31 protein-coding genes and 1 tRNA gene are annotated in these 26,138 nt (G+C 67.8%); 20 read left to right on the forward strand and 12 right to left on the reverse strand.

Annotation, left to right across the window (positions count from 1 at the left end):
- The first annotated feature begins 1 nt into the window (after nt 1).
- The gene (ndk, locus tag H9622_RS13370) at nt 2-418 is read left to right on the forward strand and encodes a nucleoside-diphosphate kinase (protein WP_191766898.1); all 417 of its coding nucleotides are present in this window, start codon (nt 2-4) and stop codon (nt 416-418) included.
- Nucleotides 419-445: 27 nt separating this feature from the next.
- On the opposite strand, the gene H9622_RS13375 is transcribed toward ndk, so the two are convergent.
- A complete protein-coding gene (locus H9622_RS13375; RefSeq protein ID WP_191766899.1) occupies nt 446-1,054 on the reverse strand; it encodes a vitamin K epoxide reductase family protein in 609 nt (202 codons plus the stop codon).
- 306 nt (nt 1,055-1,360) lie between these two features.
- On the opposite strand from H9622_RS13375, the gene H9622_RS13380 reads away from it, so the two are divergent.
- Nucleotides 1,361-3,727, forward strand: a complete 2,367-nt coding sequence (locus H9622_RS13380; protein ID WP_191766900.1) for an Rne/Rng family ribonuclease — start codon at nt 1,361-1,363, stop codon at nt 3,725-3,727.
- Between the two features lie 37 nt (nt 3,728-3,764).
- Here the strand turns inward: H9622_RS13380 and H9622_RS13385 are convergent, their stop codons facing one another.
- Nucleotides 3,765-4,040, reverse strand: coding sequence for a DUF4031 domain-containing protein (locus H9622_RS13385; RefSeq protein WP_191766901.1), 276 nt, complete (start codon nt 4,038-4,040; stop codon nt 3,765-3,767).
- A 240-nt stretch (nt 4,041-4,280) separates the two neighbouring features.
- Here H9622_RS13385 and rplU point away from each other — a divergent pair, with 240 nt between their 5' ends.
- The 13 genes from rplU to H9622_RS13450 all read left to right on the forward strand — a co-directional run bounded on the left by rplU (nt 4,281) and on the right by H9622_RS13450 (nt 12,769).
- Nucleotides 4,281-4,589 carry a 50S ribosomal protein L21 gene (rplU, locus tag H9622_RS13390; protein ID WP_191766902.1) on the forward strand — a complete coding sequence of 103 codons (309 nt, stop codon included), beginning with the start codon at nt 4,281-4,283 and terminating at the stop codon, nt 4,587-4,589.
- 20 nt (nt 4,590-4,609) lie between these two features.
- Nucleotides 4,610-4,867: a 50S ribosomal protein L27 gene (gene rpmA, locus H9622_RS13395; RefSeq protein ID WP_056119621.1), complete on the forward strand. Its 258-nt coding sequence runs from the start codon at nt 4,610-4,612 to the stop codon at nt 4,865-4,867.
- 97 nt (nt 4,868-4,964) lie between these two features.
- Nucleotides 4,965-6,473 (forward strand): GTPase ObgE, encoded by a 1,509-nt coding sequence (obgE, locus tag H9622_RS13400; RefSeq protein ID WP_191766903.1) that lies wholly within the window; start codon nt 4,965-4,967, stop codon nt 6,471-6,473.
- A complete protein-coding gene (gene proB, locus H9622_RS13405; RefSeq protein ID WP_191766904.1) occupies nt 6,470-7,309 on the forward strand; it encodes a glutamate 5-kinase in 840 nt (279 codons plus the stop codon). Before obgE ends, proB begins: the two co-directional genes overlap by 4 nt.
- A complete protein-coding gene (locus H9622_RS13410; protein WP_191766905.1) occupies nt 7,306-8,565 on the forward strand; it encodes a glutamate-5-semialdehyde dehydrogenase in 1,260 nt (419 codons plus the stop codon). Before proB ends, H9622_RS13410 begins: the two co-directional genes overlap by 4 nt.
- A 53-nt stretch (nt 8,566-8,618) precedes the next feature.
- A complete protein-coding gene (locus tag H9622_RS13415; protein WP_191766906.1) occupies nt 8,619-8,840 on the forward strand; it encodes a hypothetical protein in 222 nt (73 codons plus the stop codon).
- A gap of 10 nt (nt 8,841-8,850) precedes the next feature.
- The gene (gene nadD, locus H9622_RS13420; RefSeq protein WP_191766907.1) at nt 8,851-9,447 is read left to right on the forward strand and encodes a nicotinate-nucleotide adenylyltransferase; all 597 of its coding nucleotides are present in this window, start codon (nt 8,851-8,853) and stop codon (nt 9,445-9,447) included.
- Nucleotides 9,444-10,586 carry a hypothetical protein gene (locus H9622_RS13425; RefSeq protein ID WP_191766908.1) on the forward strand — a complete coding sequence of 381 codons (1,143 nt, stop codon included), beginning with the start codon at nt 9,444-9,446 and terminating at the stop codon, nt 10,584-10,586. The genes nadD and H9622_RS13425 overlap by 4 nt, the downstream gene beginning before the upstream one ends.
- The gene (rsfS, locus tag H9622_RS13430) at nt 10,586-10,963 is read left to right on the forward strand and encodes a ribosome silencing factor (RefSeq protein ID WP_191766909.1); all 378 of its coding nucleotides are present in this window, start codon (nt 10,586-10,588) and stop codon (nt 10,961-10,963) included. The genes H9622_RS13425 and rsfS overlap by 1 nt, the downstream gene beginning before the upstream one ends.
- A 71-nt stretch (nt 10,964-11,034) precedes the next feature.
- Nucleotides 11,035-11,110, forward strand: a tRNA-Ala gene (locus H9622_RS13435).
- A gap of 157 nt (nt 11,111-11,267) precedes the next feature.
- The gene (locus H9622_RS13440; RefSeq protein ID WP_191766910.1) at nt 11,268-11,501 is read left to right on the forward strand and encodes a helix-turn-helix transcriptional regulator; all 234 of its coding nucleotides are present in this window, start codon (nt 11,268-11,270) and stop codon (nt 11,499-11,501) included.
- 71 nt (nt 11,502-11,572) lie between these two features.
- Nucleotides 11,573-12,184 (forward strand): site-specific integrase, encoded by a 612-nt coding sequence (locus tag H9622_RS13445; RefSeq protein WP_191766911.1) that lies wholly within the window; start codon nt 11,573-11,575, stop codon nt 12,182-12,184.
- A gap of 42 nt (nt 12,185-12,226) precedes the next feature.
- Nucleotides 12,227-12,769: a tyrosine-type recombinase/integrase gene (locus tag H9622_RS13450; protein ID WP_191766912.1), complete on the forward strand. Its 543-nt coding sequence runs from the start codon at nt 12,227-12,229 to the stop codon at nt 12,767-12,769.
- A gap of 3 nt (nt 12,770-12,772) precedes the next feature.
- Here the strand turns inward: H9622_RS13450 and H9622_RS13455 are convergent, their stop codons facing one another.
- A complete protein-coding gene (locus H9622_RS13455) occupies nt 12,773-13,066 on the reverse strand; it encodes a hypothetical protein (protein ID WP_191766913.1) in 294 nt (97 codons plus the stop codon).
- A 98-nt stretch (nt 13,067-13,164) separates the two neighbouring features.
- Here H9622_RS13455 and H9622_RS13460 point away from each other — a divergent pair, with 98 nt between their 5' ends.
- Entirely contained in the window at nt 13,165-13,440 is a 276-nt protein-coding gene (locus H9622_RS13460) for a hypothetical protein (protein WP_191766914.1), read from the forward strand.
- On the forward strand, nt 13,412-14,401 hold the full coding sequence (locus H9622_RS13465) for a hypothetical protein (RefSeq protein ID WP_191766915.1): 990 nt from the start codon (nt 13,412-13,414) through the stop codon (nt 14,399-14,401). Before H9622_RS13460 ends, H9622_RS13465 begins: the two co-directional genes overlap by 29 nt.
- A 339-nt stretch (nt 14,402-14,740) precedes the next feature.
- Here the strand turns inward: H9622_RS13465 and H9622_RS13470 are convergent, their stop codons facing one another.
- From H9622_RS13470 to H9622_RS13505, 8 genes are all read right to left on the reverse strand, one after another.
- On the reverse strand, nt 14,741-15,628 hold the full coding sequence (locus H9622_RS13470) for a hypothetical protein (RefSeq protein WP_191766916.1): 888 nt from the start codon (nt 15,626-15,628) through the stop codon (nt 14,741-14,743).
- 309 nt (nt 15,629-15,937) lie between these two features.
- Nucleotides 15,938-16,396, reverse strand: a complete 459-nt coding sequence (locus tag H9622_RS13475) for a hypothetical protein (protein WP_191766917.1) — start codon at nt 16,394-16,396, stop codon at nt 15,938-15,940.
- Between the two features lie 199 nt (nt 16,397-16,595).
- The gene (locus H9622_RS13480) at nt 16,596-16,994 is read right to left on the reverse strand and encodes a hypothetical protein (protein ID WP_191766918.1); all 399 of its coding nucleotides are present in this window, start codon (nt 16,992-16,994) and stop codon (nt 16,596-16,598) included.
- A 449-nt stretch (nt 16,995-17,443) separates the two neighbouring features.
- Nucleotides 17,444-18,295: a CPBP family intramembrane glutamic endopeptidase gene (locus H9622_RS13485; protein ID WP_191766919.1), complete on the reverse strand. Its 852-nt coding sequence runs from the start codon at nt 18,293-18,295 to the stop codon at nt 17,444-17,446.
- A gap of 29 nt (nt 18,296-18,324) precedes the next feature.
- Nucleotides 18,325-19,776 carry an MFS transporter gene (locus H9622_RS13490; protein ID WP_191766920.1) on the reverse strand — a complete coding sequence of 484 codons (1,452 nt, stop codon included), beginning with the start codon at nt 19,774-19,776 and terminating at the stop codon, nt 18,325-18,327.
- Complete coding sequence (locus H9622_RS13495) at nt 19,769-22,285, reverse strand: ABC transporter permease (protein WP_191766921.1); 2,517 nt, start codon at nt 22,283-22,285, stop codon at nt 19,769-19,771. Before H9622_RS13495 ends, H9622_RS13490 begins: the two co-directional genes overlap by 8 nt.
- Nucleotides 22,282-23,034, reverse strand: a complete 753-nt coding sequence (locus tag H9622_RS13500; RefSeq protein WP_191766922.1) for an ABC transporter ATP-binding protein — start codon at nt 23,032-23,034, stop codon at nt 22,282-22,284. Before H9622_RS13500 ends, H9622_RS13495 begins: the two co-directional genes overlap by 4 nt.
- 20 nt (nt 23,035-23,054) lie before the next feature.
- On the reverse strand, nt 23,055-23,525 hold the full coding sequence (locus tag H9622_RS13505) for a GNAT family N-acetyltransferase (protein WP_191766923.1): 471 nt from the start codon (nt 23,523-23,525) through the stop codon (nt 23,055-23,057).
- Between the two features lie 96 nt (nt 23,526-23,621).
- Between H9622_RS13505 and H9622_RS13510 the strand changes: the two genes are divergently transcribed.
- The 3 genes from H9622_RS13510 (at nt 23,622) to H9622_RS13520 (ending at nt 25,062) form a co-directional block, all read left to right on the forward strand.
- Nucleotides 23,622-24,275 carry a TetR/AcrR family transcriptional regulator gene (locus H9622_RS13510; RefSeq protein WP_191766924.1) on the forward strand — a complete coding sequence of 218 codons (654 nt, stop codon included), beginning with the start codon at nt 23,622-23,624 and terminating at the stop codon, nt 24,273-24,275.
- A 353-nt stretch (nt 24,276-24,628) separates the two neighbouring features.
- Nucleotides 24,629-24,943: a PIN domain-containing protein gene (locus H9622_RS16175; protein ID WP_191766925.1), complete on the forward strand. Its 315-nt coding sequence runs from the start codon at nt 24,629-24,631 to the stop codon at nt 24,941-24,943.
- A complete protein-coding gene (locus H9622_RS13520) occupies nt 24,853-25,062 on the forward strand; it encodes a hypothetical protein (RefSeq protein ID WP_191766948.1) in 210 nt (69 codons plus the stop codon). Before H9622_RS16175 ends, H9622_RS13520 begins: the two co-directional genes overlap by 91 nt.
- Nucleotides 25,063-25,238: 176 nt before the next feature.
- Here the strand turns inward: H9622_RS13520 and H9622_RS13525 are convergent, their stop codons facing one another.
- Entirely contained in the window at nt 25,239-25,961 is a 723-nt protein-coding gene (locus H9622_RS13525; protein WP_191766926.1) for a hypothetical protein, read from the reverse strand.
- Nucleotides 25,962-26,138: the final 177 nt, after the last annotated feature.

A 26,138-nucleotide genomic window follows, 5' to 3' on the forward strand; every position in this document is an offset into this window, starting at 1 on the left:
CATGGCCACCGAAGAGACCCTCGTCCTGGTCAAGCCCGACGGAGTGGCGCGCGGCCTGACCGGCGCGATCCTCGCCCGCATCGAGGCGAAGGGGTATTCCCTCGTCGACATCCGCCTGGTGGAGCCCGACCGCGGCACCCTCGAGCGGCACTACGCCGAGCATGAGGGAAAGCCGTTCTACGAGCCGCTCCTCGAGTTCATGATGTCCGGCCCGTCGGTGGCGATCCGGCTCGCCGGCAACCGCGTCATCGAGGGCTTCCGGTCGCTGGCCGGCACCACCGACCCGACCACGGCCGCGCCGGGCACCATCCGCGGCGACCTCGGCCGCGACTGGGGCCTCAAAGTGCAGCAGAACCTGGTGCACGGCTCCGACAGCCCCGAATCGGCCGCGCGCGAGCTGGCGATCTGGTTCGCCTGATCCGGCTCAGCCGGGGCCTGATCCGGCTCAGCCGGGGAAGATGCGCTGGAGTGCGTCCAGCTGCACCTGCGCGATGACCGCGATGACGGCGTAGCTTCCGACGGCGAGCAGCGGGAGCCAGCCCATCAGGCGCTCCGACGCCGAGCGGACCCCGGCGGGCACTGTCACGAGACCCGACCGCAGGATGTGCAGCGTCACGGCGTAGAACGTCGGGATCGTGACGACCCAGGTGACCATGCACCAGGGGCACAGCGTGCCGAGCTCGAAGATGCTCTGGCTGATGAGCCAGATCACGAAGCCGAACGCGAAGACCATCCCGAGCTCGAACAGCCACCAGAACCAGCGGGCGAACCGCGCGCCGGCGAGGATCGCGACACCGACCACGATCGGGGCGACCCACCCGGCAAGGCCCAGGATCGGGTTCGGGAACCCGAAGACGCTGCCCTGCCATGAACCGAGATTCGCCGTGCACTGCACCAGCGGGCTGAAGTCGCACGACGCGATGGCGTCGGGATCGGCGAGCAGGTGCAGGCGCTCCATCGTGAGCGCGAAGGCGGCGATCCACCCGATCACACCGGCGATGATCAGCCACACGGCAAGGCCGGTGGGGCGGGTGTGGGTCTGGGCGTGCGGCATGCCTCGGATTATGGCATCGGAGGGTGAGCGGATGCCGCGCCCCGAGCCGTGGGAAATCCCCGGCGTGGCGTCGGCGAGCAATCGGCGGGCGAAAGTGCGATAATGGTCGTCGATGCCCCGCGGCCGCGCCGCGACCCGCATCACCAGAAGACTTCAGGGCGACGAATGCCCTTGGCAGCGTGAGCTCCCGCCGCATGAGCCGGGATCCCGCTGCAGACCGAGTGAGTTCGCGGCACCGCAGGTGCGGCACCGCAAGAGATTTCGCCGGGCGGCGCGCGGTGCCGACCCGCAGGGAGTAAGCCAGTGATGGCCGATGGAACAGATGCAGACCTCAACCCCCAGAACGAATCGGATGCCCCGCTAGCGCCAGGCGCTGCGGACACCGCGGTGACCGACGCCGCGGACGACGCACTCGATCTCGCGGAGGCTGAGACCGAAGCCGTGATCGAGGCCGTCGAGGTTCTCGAAGAGGGCGGCGCAGCGCCCGTGGTGGATGAGGGCGCCGCTGAGGCGACTCCGGACGCCGGGCAGGCCGATGCGGAGCCGGACAGCGAGAGTGCGCTCGAGGCGCCCGCTGCGGCCGAGGCGACGACCGAGCCCGAGACCCCCGGTGAGCCCGAGCCGGAGGCCCCGCTGACAGCGGTCAGCCTCGGACTCCTGCCCGAGGACTTCGTGTCGGAGGTGTCGACGCAGCTTCACTTCTACGCACCCGAGATCGCGTTCCTGCCCTCCGCTCCCGACGAAGAGCGCGAACGCGACACCGAGCAGTCGTCCGGATCGACGCGGCGTCGCAGCCGTCGCCGCGGTGGAGAGGGCCGGGACGAGGCATCCGCTCCGTCCGAGCCCTCCCAGCCGCGCCAGCGCGCCGTCGAGCTCATCACCGAGCCGCAGCGCATCAAGGGCTCGACCCGTCTCGAGGCCAAGAAGCAGCGCCGCCGTGACGGCCGTGAGGCCGGCCGTCGTCGCGCGGTCGTGACAGAGGCCGAGTTCCTCGCACGGCGCGAGTCCGTCGACCGCGTCATGATCGTCCGCTCGAAGAACGGTCGCATCCAGATCGCCGTGCTCGAAGACAACGTTCTCGTCGAGCACTACGTCGCGCGCAATCAGGACGCGTCGCTCATCGGCAACGTCTACCTCGGTCGCGTGCAGAACGTGCTGCCGAGCATGGAGGCCGCCTTCGTCGACATCGGCCGCGGCCGCAACGCCGTGCTGTATTCCGGCGAGGTCGACTGGGACGCGGTCGAGACGGGCAACCAGCCCCGCCGCATCGAGCTCGCGCTCAAGTCGGGCGACAAGGTGCTCGTGCAGGTCACGAAGGATCCTGTGGGTCACAAGGGCGCACGGCTGACGAGCCAGATCTCGCTGCCGGGCCGCTACCTCGTGTACGTGCCGGGAGGAGCCATGAACGGCATCTCCCGCAAGCTCCCCGACACCGAGCGCGCGCGCCTCAAGAAGATCCTCAAGGAGGTGCTGCCGGAGTCGTCGGGCGTCATCGTGCGCACCGCCGCCGAGGGTGCCACCGAGGAGCAGCTCACGCGCGACGTGCAGCGGCTCACCACGCAGTGGGAGCACGTCAGCAAGCAGGTCCAGACGATCCAGGCGCCGGCGCTGCTGCACTCCGAGCCGGACCTCCTGGTCAAGATCGTGCGCGACGTCTTCAACGAGGACTTCACGCGCATGCTCATCCAGGGCGAGGACGCGCTCCAGACGATCACGAAGTACGTCGAGAGCGTCGCGCCCGACCTCCTCGAGCGCGTCGTGGCCTACGAGGGCGACCGCGACCCGTTCGACGAGTTCCGCGTGACGGAGCAGATCGAGAAGGCGCTCGACCGCAAGGTCTGGCTGCCGTCCGGTGGCTCGCTGGTCATCGACCGCACCGAGGCGATGACGGTCGTCGACGTCAACACCGGAAAGTTCGTCGGCTCGGGCGGAAACCTCGAAGAGACCGTGACGAAGAACAACCTCGAGGCTGCCGAGGAGATCGTGCGCCAGCTGAGGCTGCGCGACATCGGCGGCATCATCGTCGTCGACTTCATCGACATGGTGCTCGAGTCCAACCGCGATCTGGTCCTGCGACGCCTGGTCGAGTGCCTCAGCCGCGACCGGACGAAGCACCAGGTGGCCGAGGTCACCTCGCTCGGTCTCGTGCAGATGACGCGCAAGAAGCTGGGACTCGGGCTGCTCGAGACCTTCAGCGAGCCGTGTGAGGTCTGCGCGGGCCGCGGCGTGATCGTGCACCACGACCCCGTGGTCAAGCACCGCGGCGCCCAGGCGTCGGGCGGTGCGCCGTCCGGCCGCCGCTCGCGCGGCGGAGGCGGCGCGCAGCAGCAGGCCACGGGCGGCTCCAACGGCACGCACGTGATCACCGAGGGCGTCAAGTCCGCACTCGCGCAGATCGCCGCATCGACCATCCACCACCACGACGAGGTGCCGGCAGACGAGCCGGCCGCGATCGAGGCACCGGTGGAGCGGCCGAAGAAGGCCCGCAAGAAGCGCGGCGACGCGGCCAAGACGAAGCCGAAGGCACCCAAGACCGAGAAGGACATCCTGCTCGACTCCGTGCTCGAGGCTCTCCCCGAGCCGAAGGCCCCGGGACAGGGCCGGTCGCGCCGTCGCGTGACCACGGCCGCACTCACCGGCACGCCGGTGTCGCACACGCCGTCCGACGACTGAATCCGACCGTCGCGCCGTCCGCCGGCTCCGAAAGGGGTCAGCGGCCGGCGCGTCGCTCCCGCGCTGTCACGCGGAGTCCTGACGCGATCAGCCGCCGCACCAGTTCGTGACCGTCGACGTGCTCGGCGCCGGCGGCGACGAGCCGGGCGTGGGCGTCATCCGGCACGTCGTAGTGATCGCGGTCGAAGCCGCGGCGGGGGATGCCGTTCGCCGCGGCGAACGCGTGCAGCTCGTCGAGATCGCTGTCGCTCACGAGGTGCGCCCACAGTCTGCCGTGGGCGGGCCACCGCGGATCGTCGATGAGGATCGCCACCCCGCGATCATTTCACGAGGGATGCCGCGACACGGTTCGGTCTGCTTTTGGCGTTGGTCGCGGCATCCGGTAAAGTAGTCCTTTGGTGCGTCCCGTTTCGCAGGATATGGCGATGCTCGACAGGCTCAGCAGCCGGCTGGAGCCGTCGCTGCCGCACCAGGACTTCCTCTTCTCGCAAGAGCAGAGTCTCGCAAAGACAACCGGAGCTGTGCGCTCCATCTCAGTAGAAACAGGTGTGAAGTGGTTTACGCAGTTGTGCGCGCCGGTGGCCGACAGGAGAAGGTCGAGGTCGGCACGATCGTCGTTCTCGACCGCCAGGCCGCGAAGATCGGCGACAAGATCGAGCTGCCCGCCGTCCTGCTCGTGGACGGCGACGCTGTCACGACCGACGCCGACAAGCTCTCCAAGGTGACCGTCACCGCCGAGGTTCTCGGCGAGGAGCGCGGCCCGAAGATCGTGATCCAGAAGTTCAAGAACAAGACCGGCTACAAGAAGCGCCAGGGGCACCGTCAGGACCTCACGCGCGTCAAGGTCACCGGCATCAAGTAAGTCCAGGAAGAGACGCAGAGATGGCACACAAAAAGGGCGCAAGCTCCACCCGTAACGGTCGTGACTCCAACGCTCAGCGACTGGGCGTGAAGCGCTTCGGCGGTCAGAAGGTCCTCGCCGGCGAGATCATCGTCCGTCAGCGCGGCACCCACTTCCACCCCGGCGCCAACGTCGGCCGCGGTGGCGACGACACGCTGTTCGCCCTCGCGGCGGGCGCTGTCGAGTTCGGTCAGAAGGGCGGCCGCAAGGTCGTCAACATCGTGGCCGCCGCGGAGTAATCCTCGGACTACGCATACTCGAGGAAAGGGGCGGGCTTCGGCTCGCCCCTTTCCCTTTACTCTGGGGCTGACCCAGACTGCTCGTGAGGGGGAACGCATGGTCACTTTCGTCGATCGTGTGACGCTGCATCTGCGCGCCGGCAAGGGCGGCAACGGCTGCGTGTCCGTGCGCCGTGAGAAGTTCAAGCCGCTCGCCGGCCCCGACGGAGGGAACGGCGGACACGGCGGCGACGTCGTGCTCGTCGCCGACCCCCAGGTGACGACCCTGCTGTCGTACCACCACGCGCCTCACCGCTCCGGCGGCAACGGCGGGTTCGGCATGGGCGATCACCGCTCCGGTGCGGCGGGGGAGTCGCTCGAGCTCCCGGTGCCGGTCGGAACGGTGGTGAAAGACACCTCGGGCGAGACGCTCGTCGACATGATCGAGCCCGGCATGCGCTTCGTCGTCGCGCCCGGCGGCCTGGGCGGTCTCGGCAATGCCGCGCTGGCCAACCCCAAGCGCAAGGCCCCCGGCTTCGCCCTGCTCGGAACCCCCGGGTGGGAGGGCGACGTCCAGCTGGAGCTGAAGACCGTCGCCGACGTCGCCCTGGTCGGGTTCCCCTCGGCCGGCAAGTCCAGTCTCATCGCCGCCGTCTCCGCGGCACGTCCCAAGATCGCCGACTACCCCTTCACGACCCTGCATCCGAATCTCGGCGTCGTGCAGGCCGGCGACGTGCGGTTCACCGTCGCCGACGTTCCCGGTCTCATCGAGGGCGCGAGCGAGGGCAAGGGCCTGGGCCTCGAGTTCCTGCGTCACGTCGAGCGCTGCACCGCCCTGGTGCACGTGCTCGACTGTGCGACGCTCGATCCCGGCCGCGACCCGCTGAGCGACCTCGACGTGATCCTCGCCGAGCTCGGCGCATACCCGGTGCCCGAGGGCCAGACGCCGCTTCTCGAGCGCCCGCAGCTCGTCGCACTGAACAAGGTCGACGTTCCCGAGGCGAAGGACCTGGCCGACCTCGTACGTCCGGAGCTCGAGGCCCGCGGATTCCGCGTGTTCGATATCTCCACCGTCAGCCACGCGGGGCTGCGCCAGCTCACCTTCGCGCTCGGCGAGATCGTCGCCGCGCACCGGGTCGAGCAGGCCAAGACCCCCGCGCCCGAGCGCATCGTCATCCGACCCAAGGGCTCCGCGAAGGAGTTCTGGATCCGCGTCGAGGGCGGCACCTACGGCAACATCTACCGGATCCTCGGCGAGAAGCCGGTGCGCTGGGTTCAGCAGACCGACTTCCAGAACGAGGAGGCGGTCGGCTACCTTGCCGACCGGCTCGAGAAGCTGGGCGTCGAAGACGAGTTGTTCCGTGCCGGCGCGACCCCCGGTGCGACCGTCGTCATCGGCGAGGGCGACGGCATCGTCTTCGACTGGGAGCCCTCGCTCAAGTCGGTCGCCGAACTCGCGACCGCCCCGCGCGGCACCGACCCGCGCCTGGTGCAGAGCAGCCGACGGACGACGGCCGAGCGCCGCGAGCGCTACCACGACATGATGGATGCCAAGGCTGAGGCCCGCGCCGAACTCGAGGCCGAGCGCCGTGCAGCGAAGGACTGGAGCGCGGAGGGCGACGAGTGACGCTGGAGCGCGGCGACCTGGCGCACGCGCGCCGGGTCGTCGTCAAGGTCGGCTCCTCCTCGATCAGCGGTGACAACGCCCAGAAGATCGGTCCGATCGTCGACGCCCTCGCGGCCGCCTATGGTCGCGGTGTCGAGGTCGTCCTCGTGTCTTCGGGTGCCATCGCCACCGGCATGCCGTATCTCAAGCTCGACGAGCGCCCGAGCGACCTGGCCACGCAGCAGGCCGCTGCCGCCGTGGGCCAGAACGTGCTCATCTACCGCTACCAAGCGGCACTCCGCGCGTTCCGCATCGTCGCAGGCCAGGTGCTGCTGACGGCCGGCGACCTCGAGAACCCCACGCACCGCTCGAACGCGCGCCGTGCCATGGAGCGCCTTCTCGGGCTGCGGATCCTGCCCATCGTCAACGAGAACGACACCGTCGCCACGCATGAGATCCGCTTCGGCGACAACGACAGGCTCGCGGCGCTCGTCGCGCAGCTGGTCGGTGCCGACGCGCTCGTGCTCCTGAGCGATATCGAGTGCCTCTACACGCGGCCGCCGGACGAGCCGGGCGCGACGCCGATCACGCGCGTCGCCTACGGCGACGATCTGCACGGGTTCGAGTTCGGCTCCGTCGTGGTCAACAGCGTCGGCACCGGCGGCGCGGCGACCAAGGTCTCGGCTGCGCGGCTGGCCGCGGCATCCGGAATCGGCGTTCTCGTCACGAGTGCCGACCTCGTCGACCAGGCGCTGGCGGGTGCCGAGATCGGCACCTGGTTCCAGCCGAACCCCGAGCCGACCGCGGCCCCGGCGACCGGACCTGTGCGCACCGCCGTCGATAAACTGGTGGGATGACCACCACCGCCACGACTGCCCGCGAGCGGATGCTCCTCGCCAAGGAGGCCTCCCGGAGTGTCGGGCTCCTCAGCGACACCGCCAAGCGCGACGCCCTCGAAGCCATCGCGCGAGGGATCGAGAGCGCCACCGGCGAGATCGTCGCCGCGAACGCCGAGGACCTCGAGCGCGGGCGCAGCGCCGGACTGTCGGTCGCGCTGCAGGATCGCCTGCGGCTCGACGAGCCGCGTGTCGCCTCCCTCGCCGCGGCAGTGAGGGAGGTCGCCGAACTGCCCGACCCCGTCGGCCGCGTCCTCGACACCCGGACCCTCGCGAACGGCGTCGCGCTGACGAAGGTGGCCGTGCCGTTCGGCGTCGTGGGCTCGATCTACGAAGCGCGCCCGAACGTCACCGTCGACATCGCCGCGCTCGCGCTGCGCTCGGGGAATGCCGTCGTCCTCCGGGGCGGAACGGCTGCGGAGCGCACGAACGCCGCCCTCGTGCGGGCGATGCGCGGCGCCCTCGCCGAGCAGGGCATCGACCCCGAGGCGATCCAGACCGTCGACGACTTCGGACGAGAGGGCGCCCGCGAGCTGATGCAGGCGAGGGGCATCGTCGATGTGCTCGTGCCGCGGGGGAGCGCCCAGCTCATCGAGACCGTGGTCACCGAGTCGTCGGTCCCCGTCATCGAGACCGGTGCCGGGGTCGTGCACATCGTGCTCGACTCGACCGCGCGTCTTGACTGGGCGCGCGACATCGTCGTGAACGCCAAGACGCAGCGGCCGAGCGTGTGCAACTCCGTCGAGACCGTACTGGTGGTCAAGGATGCCGCGCCCCGCCTGGTCCCGCCGGTGGTCGAGGCCCTTCGCGGTTCGGGCGTCACGGTGCACGGTGATGAGACCGTGTCGTCGCTGGCGACGGACGTCGTCCCGGCGACGGACGAGGACTGGTCGACCGAGTACCTGAGCCTCGACATCGCCATGCGCGTGGTCGACGACCTCGACGCGGCGCTCGACCACATCCGCCGCTACTCGACCCATCACACCGAGTCGATCATCACGGACGACCCCGCCCACGCCGAGCGCTTCCTGGCCGAGGTCGACTCGGCCGTCGTCATGGCCAACGCCTCCACCCGCTTCACCGACGGCGGCGAGTTCGGCTTCGGCGCCGAGGTCGGGATCTCGACGCAGAAGCTGCACGCACGCGGCCCGATGGGCCTCTCCGAGCTCACGAGCACGAAGTGGCTGGCGCGGGGCGTCGGACAAGTGCGCGACTGACCGCCTAAACTGACATACAGCCTGTGCCCGCAGGCGAATGGAACGGAGCACGAATGACCATCGCCACGATCGTCGCCCTCGCCGCGGAATCCGAGCACCACGGCAACGTCGCCCTCGAGACCGTCTGGTATGGCATCGTCGCGATCTGCGTCTTCGCCGCCCTGGCCGTCGTGACGCTGTCGTACCGCAACGTCGCCAACCGCCACTCGCACAAGGCCGAGGCTTACGCCCGCGCCCACGCCAACGACGTCCAGCACGTGGGGCACGGCCACTAGGCCGCACTGCATGACGGCGTCGGCAGCCCCGAGGATCGGGGTCATGGGTGGGACATTCGATCCCATCCATCACGGCCACCTGGTCGCCGCCAGCGAGGTTGCCCAGTGGTTCGACCTCGACGAGGTCGTGTTCGTGCCGACGGGGGAGCCGTGGCAGAAGGACGGCGTCTCGCCGAGCGAGCATCGCTACCTCATGACGGTGATCGCCACGGCATCCAATCCCCGCTTCACGGTGAGCCGCGTCGACATCGATCGGTCGGGCCCGACGTACACGATCGACACCCTGCGCGATCTCAAGGCGGAGCGTCCCGACGCCGACCTGTACTTCATCACGGGCGCCGACGCCATAGCGCAAATTCTCAGTTGGAGGGACCATGATGAGTTGTGGGACCTCGCACATTTCGTTGCGGTCTCCCGCCCCGGGCATGTGCTCAGCACAGACGGGTTGCCCAGTGAAGACGTGAGTCAGCTCGAGATCCCCGCTCTCGCCATCTCGTCCACGGACTGCCGCGACCGCGTACAACAAGGACACCCGGTGTGGTACCTCGTTCCCGACGGGGTCGTCCAATACATTGCGAAGCACCATCTCTACCGGAGCAAGGAATGACTGAACCCGAGCAGCCGGCGAACCCACCGCTGACGCGCAAGCAGTTGCGCGAGATCCGGAACACCGGGTCCACCCCCGTGATCACCCCTGAGAGCGCTGCCATCGCAGCCGCTCCGCCCGCGCCGGCGGCCGAGCCGGAGGCGCCGCCGGCCCCCACCGAGGCTCCTGCCCAGGCAGAGCCCGAGCAGCCCGCACCGGCCCCGGCCCCCGCGCCGATCGCATCGGCGCACCTCCCGCGAGCTGCCGATCCGGTGGTTGTGCCGCCGGCGCCCGTCGCCGACTCCGCGGTCGACCTCGGAGCATCGCCCCTCACCCGGCGCCAGGCACGTCAGCAGGAGCGCATCCGCACGGCGTCCGTCCCGGTCATCACCCCCGAGGTCGCTGCGGCGCACTCCGCCTCCATGGCGACCCTCGTCACCGAGGCTCCGCCGCTCACCCGCACCGAGCCGGTCAGCCTGCACAGCGGCATGCACGACCTCTTCGGTCTCGCAACGGCCCCCGCGCCGGTCATCCAGCAGGCCCCGGAGCGCACCGCCGGGGCGCCGCGGCCCGAGCCCGTACGCCCGGTCTCGCCGTGGTCCGACGGTCACGCATCAGCCGATCCGGCGCCCGCCGTGACTGCCGACGAGGCCGAAGCCGACAAGGAGCGCAGCGTAAGCCCGCTCCTCGGTGCAGGTCTCCTCGCGGGCGAGCCCGAGCAGGCCGACCTGCCCCCGTCGTTCGACCAGCTGCTCGCTCGCTCCACGGGTGCCGTGTCGATGCCCAACGCGCTGATCCTGTCGCAGGCGCCCGAGGTGTCGCCCATGGTCGCTCCGCTCAGCTCGACGGGCGAGGTGCTCATCACCGGCACATTCAACCTGCCGGAAGGGCTCGGATCGACCGGCCACGCCCGCGGCACGGCCGACGGCAAGGAAGTCGACGCCACGCTCGTCGACGGCGAGCTGCCCGCCCACTCGTCGCCCACCCCGATCGCCGCGAGTGCTGCGATCAGCACCGTGAAGACCGCCGGCGAGGTCATCCGACCGCCCGTGCCCGAGAAGGGCAGCAAGCTCATGCTCACGCTCGCGATCACCGCCGGCGCCCTGGCGCTCGCGCTGGTCGGCGTACTGATCCTCGCTTTCGTCACGGGGGTGCTGTGATGACGGCATCCGCTCAGTCCCTCGACATGCTGCAGATCGCGGCGGTCGCCGCCGACGCGAAGAGCGGAGAAGACCTCGTCGCGCTCGACGTGTCGGAGCCGCTTCCGCTCGTCGACATCTTCCTGCTCGTGACCGGTCGCAGCGAGCGCAACGTCGCCGCGATCGCCGACGAGATCGAAGACCGTCTGCTGGAGGCGGGGCACAAGCGCCTGCGTCGCGAGGGACGGCAGGAAGCCCGCTGGATACTGCTCGACTTCGGCGACCTCGTGGTGCACGTGTTCCACGAGCAGGAGCGCGTGTACTACGGCCTCGAGCGGCTCTGGAAGGACTGCCCGGTGGTCCCGATCGACCTTCCGGCCCGGACGCCCACGGAGTAGTCCGCGGTGGTTCGAAGCACGCCTCGACGTGTTGTAAGCTTGTGGAGTTGCCTCGCGGGGCAGCAGAACAAGGGCCTGTGGCGCAGCTGGTAGCGCACCTGCATGGCATGCAGGGGGTCAGGGGTTCGAGTCCCCTCAGGTCCACCAAAACTCCCGGTAAGGCCCCGAATCTTCACTCCCTGATCAGGGAGCTTGAATGTTTGGTAGTCGTTTACTGGACACTTCGCCGGGTCGCCGCAGTGCGCTCTCGGACCTTCTCGAAGTATCTGGAAGGTACGCGGCACCGCCCGCGCACCTTCGCTATATGGACGGCGTCGGCACCTCAGAGTCGGGACACGGAAACTACGTGTCGCTGGCTGAGCTTGCCGCGCAGCTCAAAGTCTCCGTGCAGACGATCTACGACCTGCGGAGCAAGGGTCGTGGCCCCCGTGGGTTCCGCGTCGGCACGCAACTGAGGTTCCGTGAGAGCGAGATCGACGCATGGGTCCAGCGCATGGAGCTGGCCGACGAGCGGCGTCACGCCGGTGGTGCGTCGTGAACGGCGGGCGGCCACGCACCCTGATCGGCTCGTACGGAACCATCAGCGTGACCAGACGCGGGGCGTCGTATGTGGCGCTGGCGCGCATCCGTGACGCCGACGGGCGCCTGCGCAGGGTGACCGGTGCTGCTCGCACGGAATCGGCCGCTCGCGCGCGTTTGAAGGAGCGTCTCCTCGACAGACCCGGATTCGGGGCCGGCGGCCTCCTCGACCTCAGTAGCTCTTTCCGAGAGCTCGCTGACCTCTGGCTGGAGGATCTGCATCTGCGCGATCTGTCGGACGGCACCAAGAAGAACTATCGTGACGATCTCAGACTCCGAGTGAGGCCGCAGTTCGAGCACTTCTCACTCGGTGAGATCACCACCGGCCGCGTCGAGTGGTTCCTTCGCTCTGAGAGTGCGGTGTCACCCTCACGCGCGCACCACTCGCGGACGGTACTCAACCAGCTCTTCGGTTTTGCTCTTCGGCACGATGCGATCCCGCGGAATCCGGTGCAGGGAACGAGTCCATTGCGCCGGCCGAAAGGCGAGCGTCAGGCGTTGACCGTTGAGCAGATCAACGCGATCCGCGATGCCGCGGCTCGCTGGCGGACCGGACCCGACGTCAAGGGGCCCAAGCCCGATGGTCAGGTGCGCGACATCATCGAGGTGCTCCTCGGAACCGCCTTGCGCATCGGTGAGTGACTCGCACTCCGCGTGTGCGATGTCGAGGACGGTCCCAGCGGGATGACGATCTCGGTGAAGGGGACGGTCGTGTTGCGCACCGGCAGCGGTGCCGTCCGTCAAGATCACCCGAAGACCGAGCACTCCATCCGCCGAATCGCGGTCCCGGACTTCGCTGCGAACGTCCTTCGAGCACGGCTCGCCGGCATCCCGACCACCGACCCGGAACGGACCATCTTCGCCAATCGTGCGGGCAAGCCACTGAGTCCGTTCAATGTGCGACGTACCTTCCGAGCGTTCCTCGAGCTGGCAGATCTCGCGGGGGAGGGGATCACACTTCGCTGGTATCGGCGGACTGGTGCCACGGTCATCGCGCGCGGGGCGAGCGCCGACGCTGCCGCCACCTTCCTCGGCCACGGATCGACAGCGATCACAGAAGGACACTACATCGAGCCCGACCGGACGGTCGACCGGGGGCCGGCGAAGATTATCGAACGTACGTTGCGCCCGGTGAATCCTGAATCTTCGCTGCTCTCGACCGAGGACGCCGAGTCGGACGACCCCGCTCTCGCCTTCCTTAATGAGGAAGATAGCGAGGCGGCATAGCGGCTACTCAAGCGACCCGCCTCGATCCTGCCTGCCCCAACTCGCGATCGGTCCGCCGCTCGGGCCGTGGGCCCGCAAGAACTCGCGGTGAGTGCGCTCGCACGCGAGGCGGAGGGTCGTTGACCATCCAATGACCTCACCACGGAAGCTGGCGCGGTAGCGGACTTCGGTGTCGTTCATCACCCGGCGGATCTCGATGGTGCCGTATGAGCGGCCTTGGGCGTCGATCATCTGCCAGGTTCCGGTTGGGCCCTCGTGCGCGGCGAGAATCGGATGCCAGTCCCGCTGTTCCTTCATCGGTCGTTCCCATCTCCGGCCGACGGATCGACGCTAGATGATGCGGCGGACATCCCGCCCATGCAACTCCATGGGAGGCGTGCGCGCACCTTGATGGCATGACCGATCGAGACCACGCCGACGCCGTCCTTGAGCACGTGGCGGTGCTCGCGTTCCTCTACTACCCCGGCATCCAGGTCGATGACCCGACGTACCGCCTCGCCGACGACACCGAATGGTGTCTCGCGCGACTCGGCGACGTGTCCGACACCGAGCGGGAACGGATAGGGGCTCTCATCGCGCGAGCGATCATCGACCCGACAGCAACGCGCGAAGAACTCTTCACGGCGCTCGCTGATCTCACCGGTGGGCACGCTGCAGGACACCATGCCTGACGAGGCTCGCAACGAGGACGAACGTTCCGCGCGACACGCTGCGCAGCGGCAGGCCTGGAATGACGCGCACCCGGCGTACTACGCCCAGTATCGGGAGCGGAACCGGGAGCATATCCGGAATACGGGTCGCGAGCGTGAGCGTCGGCGGGCGCAGCGCGAGCGAGACGAGAAGGCGCGGCGGCAGAAGGGTATCGAGCGGGCCAAGGAGTGGGCACAGCAGCATCCGGAGGAGCGCCAGCAGGCGCGCGAGCGATACAAGCAGAGGCACCCAGAGGCGTACAAGCAAGCCCAGCGCGACTACTACTACCGGAATCGTGACGCCATTGCCGAGCGCCGTCGGGCGCGAGAGGCTGCGGATCCGGAGAAGGCCAATGAGGCTCATCGTCGGGCGGTCGCCCGCGCACGCGAAGCCGGCCGTGTGTCCGAGTGGACACCCACGCCCTCTCAACAGGAGTCCTATCGCCGGCGAGAGAATGAAGCGCGGCGCCTACACCGTCGTCGCGCTCGTGCCGGACTGCCCGACCGCCGGCTTCACCGGGTGCTTGCTGCAGAGCGGCGTCAAAACGACGCCGCCGCGGAAGCGTTCTTCGCTCGGAAGCGCAGTCGGGAGGAGTTGGCTCGGATCAGGCAACAGGACGTGCCAACCCCACCCGAACTGGTACAGGCCTGGCAGCACCGTTCGGAGACCCACCGAGCGGCCAGGGAGATTCTGGCGATGGCCGATTCGTACTTCATTGATCATGAGGTCGAATTGCGGGCCCGTGTCGCCGAGGTCTCTCGGGCGCGCTTCCGGGCCGGTTTGCTCCCACTCGACGTCTACACCGAGCCGCGTCGCCGTGCTCTCGAAGTAGCGAGCACCGGCTACCTCCGTCGCAGTGCCGCCTCTCCGACTTCATCCCTCGCCGCCTTCCAGTGGCTGACGTCGGATCTTGCGAAGCGGGCGCCCGACATCCTGCTCTGATCTCGTGGCCGTTCTCGATATCGAGCACACTTCATGGCGCCGAGGAGGGTGTCCGCAGCTCGATCGTTGAGCGGACATCGCGCGGGAGCGAGGCCAGAGGAGACCACTTCACGGCCCGTCTCGGACCGCCGACGAGCTCGAACTCGCCACGCTCTCCTGGGTGCACTGGTTCGACCAGAACCGGCTGCACTCATCGATCGGATACCCCACACCCATCGAGAAGTCGAACGAGTGCTGCCTTGAAAACAACGCAGCATCAGCCGGCGGTGGGAGAACTCGCCTCCACTAAACGCGGGGCGATACATGTTGAATCACGTCGATGCGGCCGGGTGGGGTCGCTCAGCGGGGCGATTGGCCTTCGCCGGGAGCCTCCTGCATCGGGTCGACAACCGGCCCTCCGGCCGGCGGCAACTTATGCCGTTGATCTGGAACCGGCTGTGGATCCGGACCGGGTGCGTTCGGGTCTGGCACGGGTGCGTTCGGGGCTGGCACGGGTGCGTTCGGGTCTGGCACGGGTGCGTTCGGGTCTGGCACGGGTGCGTTCGGGTCTGGCACGGGTGCGGTCGGGCTTGGGACGCGTGAGTTCGGGTTGACTGTCCGCTGTTGTGCAGCGGCAACGGACTGGCTCCCAAAGTAGAAGGCGGCGATCGCAACCACTAGAGTGCCGAGCGTCGTCATCAATTGTTGAGCCATCTCAGCAGAGGCGCGGTCTCCCGCGGTGAGCACGACTTCGTACACCGCAGAATCTGCGTCGGATGGGTCGCCAGATATGAGTTCTCGCGAGATTATTTCGGAACTTGAGTACTTGTCGGCTTCGACACCGCTGATGCCAGTGATCACCCGGCGGTCGTTGGTATCAGCGTTGGAGATGAGAAAGACTGAAACGACCGCAAAGATCATTATGAGCATGAGCGCGATGATCGCTCGGATGCTCCCCTCCGGGAGCCCCATCGCTTCTCCTGGATTGTCAAGTCCCAACCGTCGAAAGACGATTGCAGTTGCGGCCAGTCCGACCATGAGGACGGTGACAGACCCGATCACGAGCAACGGTAATGTGAACTCTGGTCGCAAAATGTCGTTCGAACTGAGGACTGCGATCACGCCCATCAGCGCAGCAGCGATTACGACAAAGCCGCCTATGAGTAGGCTGATGACCCAGGACGCACTGAGGTTCGAACTGGTGTTTGGCTTTTCCTTGTCGCGTTTGCGATTGAATATTCCGGCCATCGCGCTCCCCCAACCGCGCGATCACAGCGCCGAAGATGTATTGGCTGAACGATAGGGCTATTCCGGACAGTTCGCCAGTGCATCGAATGAAGGTCTGGCGCGAAGGCGATCGAGTGCAACGTTTCGCGGGCAAGCGGCAGCTCGTCGACCAGCGACGCCGTCGGAAGCATGGCCGCGCAGTAAGGACCCCGCGCGTCCCACTTGCCCGGTCGGTTCTGTAGCGGGGCCGAGATTGCTAGACGTATCCATACCGCCCGCAAGCACTGCGTTGCGTGCTGGGTAGTAGGCGCGCTGAGCGATCGCGTGTGCTCAGGAAGTCGCGGCTTCTCCTGTGGGCTGCTGGGCAGGCAACCGAGCTTCCGCGAGGGCGGTCTCGAGGGCCGCGACACCGGCCTCGTCGCCGAGGCCGATCAGACTTTCGGCCTCGCGGATGCGTTCGGCGACCTCGGGAGGTGTGGACGACGATTCGAGTGCCCAGTTAGCACTGTCCACCATCCCCCTTACATGCATGCTCAGGTAGAAGTCTCCGTCCGCGTGGACGATGTGCTTGAAGTCGGCGACCGCTTCGACTGCCTCTTCGAGGACGCGGGCACCCGCGGGATCTCCGTTGTGCATGAGCGCAAGCCCGCGCTCGATCTCGTCGCCGAGGTCGCTGCGCGTGGACGGGAGGTAGCGAAGAGTCTCCGCCCGGGCGATGAGGTCGCGATCATCTGCCGTGAGGCGGCCGAAGCCGGCGGAGAACGATTGGTTGCCCGTTTCGGCAGTCATGCGCATGACGCCCTTCCATCGAGTTCAGCCCACCGTATCGGCATCCGCTCCCAGGCGGTGACTCACCTCCTCACCGTGGACGGAGAGTTCGTCAAACCCACTTACTCGAAGCGGTTCGGCCCTCGCAGTGAGTCACACCAACGGATCGAACGCGCTCGCTCAGGGATCCCCGGAGCCCGGAGCTCGCTCGCCTTCCTCGCTAACTCGCGATGAAGATTCGCACACCGTTCACCAACGCGACGACTGCCGTGGCAGCGTACGCGGCTGCACCGAGAAAGTATCCAATCGCCTTCTGCTTGGGGCTGGTGTTCAGCTCACCCAGTCCACGCAACACCAGACCTGCGGCGCCGATTAACACGATCACCGCAATCCCAATGCCTATCGCGACCGGGAGCGGAAGGACGGTGGTGAAGACGAGCACGACGCATCCGATGATCGCGAATATCGCCATAGGGAGGAAGAACACCATCATCGGGTCTTCCCGCCATGTGATGTCCGGAAGGCCGGCGGCCTTTCGACTCTCGCGGGCCTCGCCCAGCATTTTGATCGCCAGTTCGTGGCGCCGACTACGCGCGCTCTGTCTCCGCTGGGCCGTCACACTCAGCTCCCGTCTTTCAAAACGCGTGAGCCGCGTTGCTGTCGCTGCGTGCCAGAGTATATGGAGCCACCATGGGCCCGCTGTGCTTGGGTTACACGTGTACGTCCCCGGAGCCGCTCGGACGTGGTCTGCGACGAGAGGACGACCGGAGTTTCGCACCCGCCGATAAACCCCGGGCAGTCTGCCGGCGGCTCCGCGCGCGCGGACGTCCCTCCAGCGTTCGATGCCGCGTCCAGGGATCCACCACTCATCTTCGGACGAGCTCCTACGACCCATACGTATTCGTGGAGTCTGTCCTCCTGTGGAAGCAGCGGCGTTTGACAAACTCCAAGATTGCGCACCTCGTCGCCCGAAGTGTCAGTAGTCGCCCGACCTCATTGCTTCTTGACGACAACGGGTACAGCGTTGCCCTGGGCCGTGAAGCCATGCGCTGGTTGACAATGCCGTGCTCAGCCCGGGTGGTCAGCGAGTAATTCGGCTGACTGGTTCGCTCTCATGGCGGCGCATTCGAACGACTGAGCGTTGTCGCAGTGCTCTTTCAGGAACGCGGCACGCCGCAATGCGACAAAGGCGTAGATCAGCCAGCCAACCCCGTGGAGCATCTGAATGGCGCTGTGAAAGGGTGTGCCCGCTTCAATCGCCGTGACTCGGAAGGAGAGGTCGAACAGCGCGTGCAGCACGATGGGCGGCCAGAGCGAGCCGGTGCGCAGACGCATTGCGGCATAGCCGGTGCCCGCCATCGCCGCGAACGTCACTTGGAGCAGGACGGTCTGCCACGGGGAGCCGAGGAACAGGTTCGCGACGTGCAGCGATCCGAAGAGGGCAGAAGATAGCAGCACCGCTGTCCACGGTCCGCGTGGCAGGAGCCGGGTGAGCAGGATCCCACGGAACGCTGTCTCCTCGACCACGCCTGCGAGCACCACCGACGCGAACGCGAGGATCAGTGTCGGAACCTCCACGTGTCGGAAGCCAGCGGAGAAGCCGATCATCACTGTGAGGGTCGGGAACAACAGCACGAGTCCGTCGCGCGGCGCCGGCAGTCGTCGAAGGCCGAGCGCATCCCATCCGACGCGGACGGCGAACGGGAGAATCATCAGCAGCATCCCGAGCTGCAATGCGACCTGGACCAGGCCGACGCCGCCTGGGCCGGGACGGAGGGTGGGTGTCAGCCACTTGGCGAGGATCCCCATCGCCGTGATTGCCAGCAGGAACAGCGCCCACAGCAGCATTGGGCGTTCGAGGAGCCTGTCGCGAACTGATGGCCGACTCGTCAGCCCTAGCGTCTTGGTTTCGGAGGGCATGATGTCCTCATCCTGCGCAGCACGGTGCATCAACTGGACACTGTCCTTCGGCTCCGGCGGCCCGCGAAGTTGGACACAGCGGCGGCCAGCCGGCGCGGTCGCGTAGACGGGAAGGCGGCGATGGCGACGAGGGCCGCCACGGCGGCCGCGGTGGCTGCGGCAAGGTGAGCGCCAGAGAGGCCTGCTTCGGCGGCGGCCAGCTCGCTTCCCCCTTCGGCGAGGACGGCTGCACGGCGGTACGCATCGATGGCGCCGAATGCGGCGATGCCGAGGGCTCCGCCGATCTGGGCGGTGGAGGATGCGAGCCCTGACCCGACACCCGCGTTGCTGGAGGTCATGCCGCTTGCGATGACGAGGGTGGTGGGGGTGAAGCTGAACGCCACGCCCACGGCCGCGAGGAGGAGGACGGGGAACACCCGTGCGAGGTACGGCATCCCGTGGTCGAGGGAGGCGAACATCAGGTGCGCGACGGCGAGGAGGATGAGCCCCAGCACCGCGACCTTCTCCGGCCCGAAACGTGCGAGCGCGCGCGGCAGCAGCAGCGTGCTGACGGCGAAGCCGGCCAACGAGGTCGGCAGCATGGCCAGCCCAGCGGCCGCCGGGTCGTACTCGAGTACCTGCTGAATGAGCAGGGCGACCAGCACGAAGCACGCGACTCGGGCCGCGCCACCGAGCACGTTGACGACGATGCCGCCTGCGACGCGCGGCTCCCGCAGTGCCGGAAGCGGCAGCACAGCGTCCCGGCTGCGCCCCTCGACGAGAACGAAGCCGGTCCCGGCGATCACGGCGATGGCCGCCGCAGTGAGCACCTCGACCGAGGCCAGCCCCGCATGCGGGAGGCTCAGCACGGCGAAGACCACCGCACCCGCTGCCATGGTCACAAGCGCCGCACCCGCGGCGTCGAAGGGTCGGCGGGCGGCGGGGTGGTCGCGCTCCAGCAGCGCCCAGCCGGCGATGCCGACGACGACGGCTGCGGTGGCGGTGACGAACATGACGCTCTGCCAGCCGAGGCCGCTGGTGAGGATGCCTCCGACGCTCACGCCGAGCGCGCCGCCGACGGTGGACGCCGCACCCCACCAGGCCATCGTCCGGGTCCGAGCGGTGCCGGTGAATGTGGCGAGGATCACCGCCATGGCGGCGGGGCTGAGCATCGCAGCCCCGCCGCCCTGGATCAGGCGGGCGGTCACCAGCACGGCGTCCGTCGAGGCCAAGCCGCCCAGGAGTGAGCCGGCGACGAGAACCGTCGCGCCGGTGAGGAACATCCGGCGGCGGCCCAAGATATCAGCGGCTCGACCGGAGACCAGCAGCAGTCCGCCGAAGGTCAGGAAGTAGGCGTTGAGCACCCACGCTGTTCCGACTGCGGTGAGGCCGAGGTCTTCGGCGATGGACGGAAGTGCGACGTTGAGGATGCTGGAGTCGAGCATCACCACCAGCTGCGCGGCCACCAGAGTGAGCACCAGTGGCAGGGTCCGGTCACGCATGCGCAATCGCCTCCAGGACCGGCAGCTTCGCGGCGCGAGCGGCCGGCGCGACCCCGGCGAGCAGGCCCGCGATGGCGACGACTGCGGCGAGGACGCCCAGCTGCGCGACCGGCACCTCCATGCCCAGCGGGGCGATGGTGGACAGCGCGCCGATGGCGGCGACGCTGGCGGCGACACCGAGGAGCAGCCCGGTGGCCACAGCGACGACCGACACGATGACCGCCTCGGCCTGCACCATCAGCGCCACCGACCGGCGTGACATCCCGACCGAGCGGAGGACGCCGATCTCGCGGGTGCGTTCGACGATGGACAGCGCGAGGGTGTTCGCGATGCCGAGCACGGCGATGACCATGGCGAACGCGAGGAGCACCGTGACCAGTCCGAAGATCTGGTCGACGGTCTGTGTGCGTCCCGCGATGACCGCCGCCTGGTCTCGCACCTGCACGGTCGGGTGGTCCTCGAGCGCGGTCTCCAGGGCGGTGGTGAGCTCCGCGGGAGAGGTGCCGGCCGCTGCCAGCACAAAGATGCTGGCATCCATGTCCTCGGTGAAGAGGACACCGTAGGTGTCCAGGGAGACGAAGAAGTCGGTCTGCAGCGCCTGCGCGGGACCGTCGGCGATGATGCCGACGATGGGCAGGGCGGTCTCACCCAGCCGCGCGAACGTCATCGGCAGCTCGTCGCCCACCGCCAGCTCACCCTCGGTGGCGACGCGCTCGGCGATGACGACGCCTCCGGTGCTCAGCGCGGCGATGTCCCCGTCCACCATCCTGATCTGTGCGACCTCGGTGATGAGCTCAGGATCCAGACCGGTCAGCGCGCTGGTCGTCTTGCCGTCCTTCCAATGCCCGTACTTCAGCCGGGTGGCAACGCCGACGACGGGCACCTCCCGGACCTCGTCGTAGACGGCCGCGTGAACCCCGCCGAGCATCTCCTGCCCCGCGCTTTCGATGACGACGTCCGCGGCGATGACCTCGCGGTACTGCTCACCGGTGGCCGCTTTGACCGAGCCGCCGACGATGGACACGAAGCTCATCAGCGCAAGCCCGAACGCCAGCGCCATCACCGTCGCTGAGGTGCGACGCGGTGCGCGAAGCGCGGCTTCCCGGGCCAGCTGCCCGGGCACTGTCCGCGCGGAGGCCGCGCCGACGAAAGAGACCAGCGGACGCAGCGCGGACGGCGCGATCAGCACGACTCCGACGAGGGCGAGCACCAATCCCACGCCGAGTAGCAGGATCGGCCCCGCGGCCAACCCCGGAAGGGCGGCGACGGCGGAGCCTGCCACCAGCAGGACCGTGCCGGAGACAAGGCGCCCGCGACCGAGACCGCGCGTCTCGGCGGCGCTGCTGCGCATCGCGGCAAGCGGAGACACCGCCGCGGCACGGCGAGCCGGGCCCACCGCCGAGACGAGGGTGACCAGGACACCGACGGTGAGGGCGATGATGACGGTGCGGGTCTCGATGACGAGCTCACCGGAGGGGATGCTGACCCCGAAGACCCCGGCAAGTGCGCGCAGGCCGTAGGTGCTCACGATGCCCAGCAGCACGCCGACGGTCGAGGCGAGGGCGCCCACGAGCAGCGCCTCGACGAGCACCGACGCAAGAACCTGTTTCCCGGTCGCGCCGGTCGCCCTAATCACCGCCAGCTCACGGGTGCGCTGCGAGATGACGATCGCGAAGGTGTTGGCGATCAGGAACGCGCCGATGATGAGCGCCGCGACGCTCATCGCGATGAGCACGACCTGGAGCATCTCGAGGTTCGCCGCCGCCTGCTCGGCGCCGGCTGCGGCGAGGTCTTGCGCGGTTGCGACCTGCACGTCGTCAGCGAGCACATCGGTGAGGAGTGGCTGCAGTTCACCGGCGGTCAGTTCCGAGGTGACCAGGATCTCGGAGAGGCCGTCGCCGAGGCCGAGGACGCTCTGCGCGGTGGTGAGAGTCGAAAGCGCGACCGCCCCCACCGGCGGACCGTCGCCGTCGCCGAACCCGACGAGCCCGACGACACGAGCCTCAACCCGGGTGTCGCCGACCACGGTGACAGCGTCGCCGATGCGCACGCCGAGCGCGTCGGCAGTGTTCTGGTCGATGACGATCTCGCCGTCGCTGGTGGGTGCCGCACCGCCGCGGAGCGGGTATGCGCCGACGGGCTCCTCGACCCAGGTGCTCAGCTGGACGCTGCCGAGGTCGGTGGTGCCCTGCTCCAGGCGGGCGGCGCCCTTGGCGACCGGGACCGCATCTGCGACAGCATCCACGTCGCGGACGGTGTCCAGCGTTCCGGTGGGAAGCGGGTCCCGTTCGACCTCGACACCCATCCCGGAGTCGAATGCGGTGGCGGTACGGACGGTCACGTCAGCGCCTGCCGAGGCGGTGGCGAACTGGTCGTCGAACAGCTTCTGGGCCGTGTCGTTGAGGACGAGACTGCCGGTGACGAAGGCGACGCCGAGCATGACGGCGACGACCGTGAGAGCCAATCGGAGGCGATGGGCGAGGACCTGGGCGAACGCGAACCGGATCATGCCGCCACCCCCTGACGCTCGGCGTCGAAGCGCGCCATGCGCTCGAGGACGGTTGCCGCAGTCGGGTTGTCGTGACCGTCGATCACCTCGCCGTCGGAGAGGAACTCGACCCGGTCCGCGTACGCCGCGGCCGACGGGTCGTGGGTGACCATCACGATGGTCTGCCACAGCTCGCTGGCAGCGCGACGCAGGAAGGCCAGCAGCGCCTGGCTGGAGCGGGAGTCCAGTGCTCCGGTGGGCTCGTCGGCGAAGACGACCTCAGGCCGGGAGATGAGGGCGCGGGCGACCGCGACGCGCTGCTGCTGGCCCCCGGAGAGCTCGGAGGGGCGGTGGTTGAGCCGGTCGGCGATGCCGAGCGTCGCGGCCAGCTCCAGCATCCAGTCCTTGTCGACTTTCTGACCTCCCAGGCGCAGCGGGAGGGCGATGTTCTCCTCCGCGGTGAGGGCGGGCACGAGGTTGTACTGCTGGAAGATGAAGCCGACGTGGGTACGGCGAAGCAGGGTGCGCTGCTTCTCGCTCATGCCGACGAGCTCGGTCTCTCCGAGGCGGATGCTGCCGGAGTCGACCGTGTCCAGCCCCGCCATGGCGTGCATCATCGTGGACTTGCCGGACCCGGACGGGCCCATGATGGCGGTGAACCGGCCACGGCGGATGCTGAGGCTGGCGTGATCGAGGGCCCGGACCGCGGTGTCGCCGGTGCCGTACGTCTTCACGAGGTCGGTGGCCTCGATGGCGAATGTGGTGCTCATTGTGTGTGTCCTTCGGCAGTTCAGCGGGCGGCGGCGAGGTGTCGGCGGTACTGCGCCGGCGTCCACGACGCGGTCATCTTGGTGTTGAGGGTGGCGCCCAGGCGCGCATAGAAGCGCTGCCCGGCGTGGTTGTTCAGGCGGACGCCCCACTGCACGAGCAGGTCGTCTTCGGCGGCGAGGCGGGCCACGGCGGTCATCAGCTGGCTGCCGATGCCCTTGTCGCGGTGGCCGGGTCGGACGTAGAGGTCGTCCAGGGCGAGAAGGTCGCCACCGGTCCAGAGATGGATGCGGCGCACGGTGCTGGTGAAGCCGACCACGCCGGCGTCATCCTCGGCGATCAGGACGCGCACGTCGGGGCGCGCGAGCAGCTGCCGCCACGCCTCCGCGTTCACGTGAACGTGCTCCAGGTCGCCCTCGTGCGCGGCGAGCTCTCGCACCATCTCGTCCAGAGCCACGGCATCCCCGGGGCCGGCCTGTCGGATGTGGATCATGATGCTCCTTACGGTGTCAGTTGTATCCTTTACGGTGTACGGATACGACGTACAGACTGCACCGTACGATGTAAGCTGTCAACTAGGGAGGCCGCAATGGCAGAAAAACTCACACAGATGGGCATCGCACAGGCGGCCCTGGCCGCGATCGACGCGGACGGTATCGAGGGCCTCAGCATGCGCAAGCTCGCGCAGAACCTCGGCTCGTCGCCGATGGCGGTTTACACGTACTTCCCGGACAAGGACGCGTTGCTCGACGGCGTCGCTCAACTTCTGCTCGCCGAGGTCGACACGCCGCCGGAGGACATCCACTGGCGCGACGCCATGCGCTTCATCATGCGGTCCGTGCGACACGTCGCCATGCGCCACCCGAACGCCTCGCGACTCATCAACCAGTTCCCACCGCACACACCCGACGCTCTGGCCTTCGTGGAAGCGGGGTTCCGGAGCTTCCGCCGAGCTGGCTTCGACGAGCTCAGCACCGCACGCTGCTACCGCGCTCTGGCTGCGTATTCGCTGGGCACACTCGACATCGAACTGGGTGGATACTTCTCGCCCGAAACGCGCACGATCACATCGGAGACGCGCGACAGCATGGACACGCCCACGGCAGCCAAGCTCCTCCCGCTTGTAACGGAGATCACGCCAACACTTCTCGCTCAGGATGACGCGGCAGAGTTCGAGTACGGCCTCGAGCTCCTGCTGGACGGGTTCGCCGACGCTATGTCAAGATCCGGCCGCACCGCCTAAAGTCTTGCGGCCTGTTCACCCGCCGCACTGACGGAGCCTCGCCGCAGCTCTTGAACGCGTCGCGCGCCAACCGTCCTCCTGGCGCCGAAGTCGAGCCAGCTCACGAAACCCGCCGGTCCTCCGCCGGGTGCACGTTGGGGTCCCGCTTTCGCTCGCCGCCCGCATAGGGATGGCGGTGCGCGATTACGGCTCCGCACTCGCATTCCTCATCGATGCTGAGATCGAAACGCGTTTGCAGGCGCTCGACGGGGCAATCCAGCAGATTGACGACGCGGTGCGATCCTGGGGACGAGATCGCGTGTCGTCATTCTGGACACCAACGTTCTGCTCTCCGCCGGACCACGCATCACGCGATGGACTGGGACGATGTCGTGGACGAGATCACGAGAGAGGCGAACTTCGTCGTCCCTATCCAGGTCGTCGAGGAACTTGACCGGCAGAAGGACCGCGGACAGGGTGATGCTCGAAATAATGCGCGGGTTGCGTTGAAGTGGCTCGACGACGTCGTCGGCTCAGGGAATGGTTCCGCGTCCTTCCGCCCCGAGGATAGTGATTCCAAGCCACGATTCGCGTGTGGGTGGACCATAACGAGCGGATCCCGCTTGCCGAGGTGGATCGAGACACTATCGATCGAGCGGTGCAATTGGCGCCCTACGGCCGCAAGGTGATTGTCGCGTCGATGGATCGCAGCATGGTCTTTCGATCTCGAACTTTTGGTCTGAACGCCGTGCTCATCGCGGAGGACCAGATTCCGGAGCGGGCGGCGCCCTCATCACTCCGCCAGTGATCGACCGCGACCGGGCCGTGCACCACACGGCATCGGCTCGCTAACACTGATGGATGTCTGCCTGGGCTTCCCGGATCGGGGTTTGTGAACATCGCGATCGCAAGCTGACATCGAATTCGCGATCAGCGAGCGTCCTCCCATTAGCGAAACACCATCCAGGCGTGAGCGCCCGGGTACTACCGAAAGGTCGGCTCGGCCCAACTCGCCCGAGACCAGTCGTCCCGCGGCGATACAGCAAACGAGAGCATCGATGCTCGAAGTCCGATCCGCACCAATCCGCTCACCGCCACATCAATTGACGCGCTCTGGCCAAATGAAAGATCGTGTGCTGCGAGCACGCCACCCGAGAGGACATCCACGACCTCGAATCGGATGGTAGTAGTCGTGTTGCTTTCGTCATCGGGCTGACCCGCAGTCACGGTGATGCGACTTGCCCCAGCGGGGACCAAGTAGTCGACCTGACCGATGGCGTTGTCACGCGACATGATGCACGTCATACCGAACGTGTACGGGACACCTGCAATCGGGGAGATCTCGTTCTCCCACGAATAGCCCGAGTTCCCGGGAACTTTGCACGATGTAGTGTCCGCCGCTTCATGGGTGCTCAGGGGCATGGGTGTGAAGACTGCTGTCTGGACTGCCGAGGGATTCTCGCTGGTTTCCGGTTCTGGCGTCGGCGACTGCGCATCTCGGGGGATTTCGGCGGCAGGAGTCGAATCGCTCGGCGAGCCGGCTTGAGGCCCGCTACCCGGACTACTGCCCGCGAGTGACGCCAAGATCAGCCCGCCGACTACCGTCGCGATCACCGCGGCGGGGATGCCGATCAACGAAACGATCAACAACGTACGCCAGCCTTGACCGGCTTGACTATTCGTTGCCATTCTTCCCCCCAGCAGCATGTTTCTATCGCAGATGGCTCATGTTCGCCTAATCGGGTCAAAGGAAGACATTGGGCGAGCACAGACCCGGTCTGGTGCCGCCGAGAACATCCAGGGATCGGGTGACTCGCCCCGGCGTGTCCGGAGACATGATTCCTTGGAAGGATCTGTCTCATGGGACGTCCCAGTAAGTATCCG

Origin of the sequence: Microbacterium gallinarum (assembly GCF_014837165.1) — a bacterium.
Taxonomy (GTDB): Bacteria; Actinomycetota; Actinomycetes; order Actinomycetales; family Microbacteriaceae; genus Microbacterium; species Microbacterium gallinarum.

Coding starts and splice junctions, on each gene's coding strand:
- H9622_RS13460 (WP_191766914.1), top strand. CDS start 13,165: ATGACCGATCGAGACCACGCCGACGCCGTCCTTGAGCACGTGGCGGTG.
- H9622_RS13505 (WP_191766923.1), bottom strand. CDS start 23,525: ATGATCCACATCCGACAGGCCGGCCCCGGGGATGCCGTGGCTCTGGAC.
- obgE (WP_191766903.1), top strand. CDS start 4,965: ATGGTCACTTTCGTCGATCGTGTGACGCTGCATCTGCGCGCCGGCAAG.
- H9622_RS16175 (WP_191766925.1), top strand. CDS start 24,629: ATGGACTGGGACGATGTCGTGGACGAGATCACGAGAGAGGCGAACTTC.
- H9622_RS13475 (WP_191766917.1), bottom strand. CDS start 16,396: ATGACTGCCGAAACGGGCAACCAATCGTTCTCCGCCGGCTTCGGCCGC.
- H9622_RS13410 (WP_191766905.1), top strand. CDS start 7,306: ATGACCACCACCGCCACGACTGCCCGCGAGCGGATGCTCCTCGCCAAG.
- H9622_RS13380 (WP_191766900.1), top strand. CDS start 1,361: ATGGCCGATGGAACAGATGCAGACCTCAACCCCCAGAACGAATCGGAT.
- rsfS (WP_191766909.1), top strand. CDS start 10,586: ATGACGGCATCCGCTCAGTCCCTCGACATGCTGCAGATCGCGGCGGTC.
- H9622_RS13425 (WP_191766908.1), top strand. CDS start 9,444: ATGACTGAACCCGAGCAGCCGGCGAACCCACCGCTGACGCGCAAGCAG.
- H9622_RS13375 (WP_191766899.1), bottom strand. CDS start 1,054: ATGCCGCACGCCCAGACCCACACCCGCCCCACCGGCCTTGCCGTGTGG.
- H9622_RS13450 (WP_191766912.1), top strand. CDS start 12,227: ATGACGATCTCGGTGAAGGGGACGGTCGTGTTGCGCACCGGCAGCGGT.
- nadD (WP_191766907.1), top strand. CDS start 8,851: ATGACGGCGTCGGCAGCCCCGAGGATCGGGGTCATGGGTGGGACATTC.
- H9622_RS13455 (WP_191766913.1), bottom strand. CDS start 13,066: ATGAAGGAACAGCGGGACTGGCATCCGATTCTCGCCGCGCACGAGGGC.
- H9622_RS13495 (WP_191766921.1), bottom strand. CDS start 22,285: ATGATCCGGTTCGCGTTCGCCCAGGTCCTCGCCCATCGCCTCCGATTG.
- H9622_RS13500 (WP_191766922.1), bottom strand. CDS start 23,034: ATGAGCACCACATTCGCCATCGAGGCCACCGACCTCGTGAAGACGTAC.
- H9622_RS13440 (WP_191766910.1), top strand. CDS start 11,268: ATGGACGGCGTCGGCACCTCAGAGTCGGGACACGGAAACTACGTGTCG.
- H9622_RS13525 (WP_191766926.1), bottom strand. CDS start 25,961: ATGCTGCTGGGGGGAAGAATGGCAACGAATAGTCAAGCCGGTCAAGGC.
- H9622_RS13510 (WP_191766924.1), top strand. CDS start 23,622: ATGGCAGAAAAACTCACACAGATGGGCATCGCACAGGCGGCCCTGGCC.
- H9622_RS13415 (WP_191766906.1), top strand. CDS start 8,619: ATGACCATCGCCACGATCGTCGCCCTCGCCGCGGAATCCGAGCACCAC.
- H9622_RS13485 (WP_191766919.1), bottom strand. CDS start 18,295: ATGCCCTCCGAAACCAAGACGCTAGGGCTGACGAGTCGGCCATCAGTT.
- ndk (WP_191766898.1), top strand. CDS start 2: ATGGCCACCGAAGAGACCCTCGTCCTGGTCAAGCCCGACGGAGTGGCG.
- rpmA (WP_056119621.1), top strand. CDS start 4,610: ATGGCACACAAAAAGGGCGCAAGCTCCACCCGTAACGGTCGTGACTCC.
- H9622_RS13470 (WP_191766916.1), bottom strand. CDS start 15,628: ATGGCCGGAATATTCAATCGCAAACGCGACAAGGAAAAGCCAAACACC.
- H9622_RS13490 (WP_191766920.1), bottom strand. CDS start 19,776: ATGCGTGACCGGACCCTGCCACTGGTGCTCACTCTGGTGGCCGCGCAG.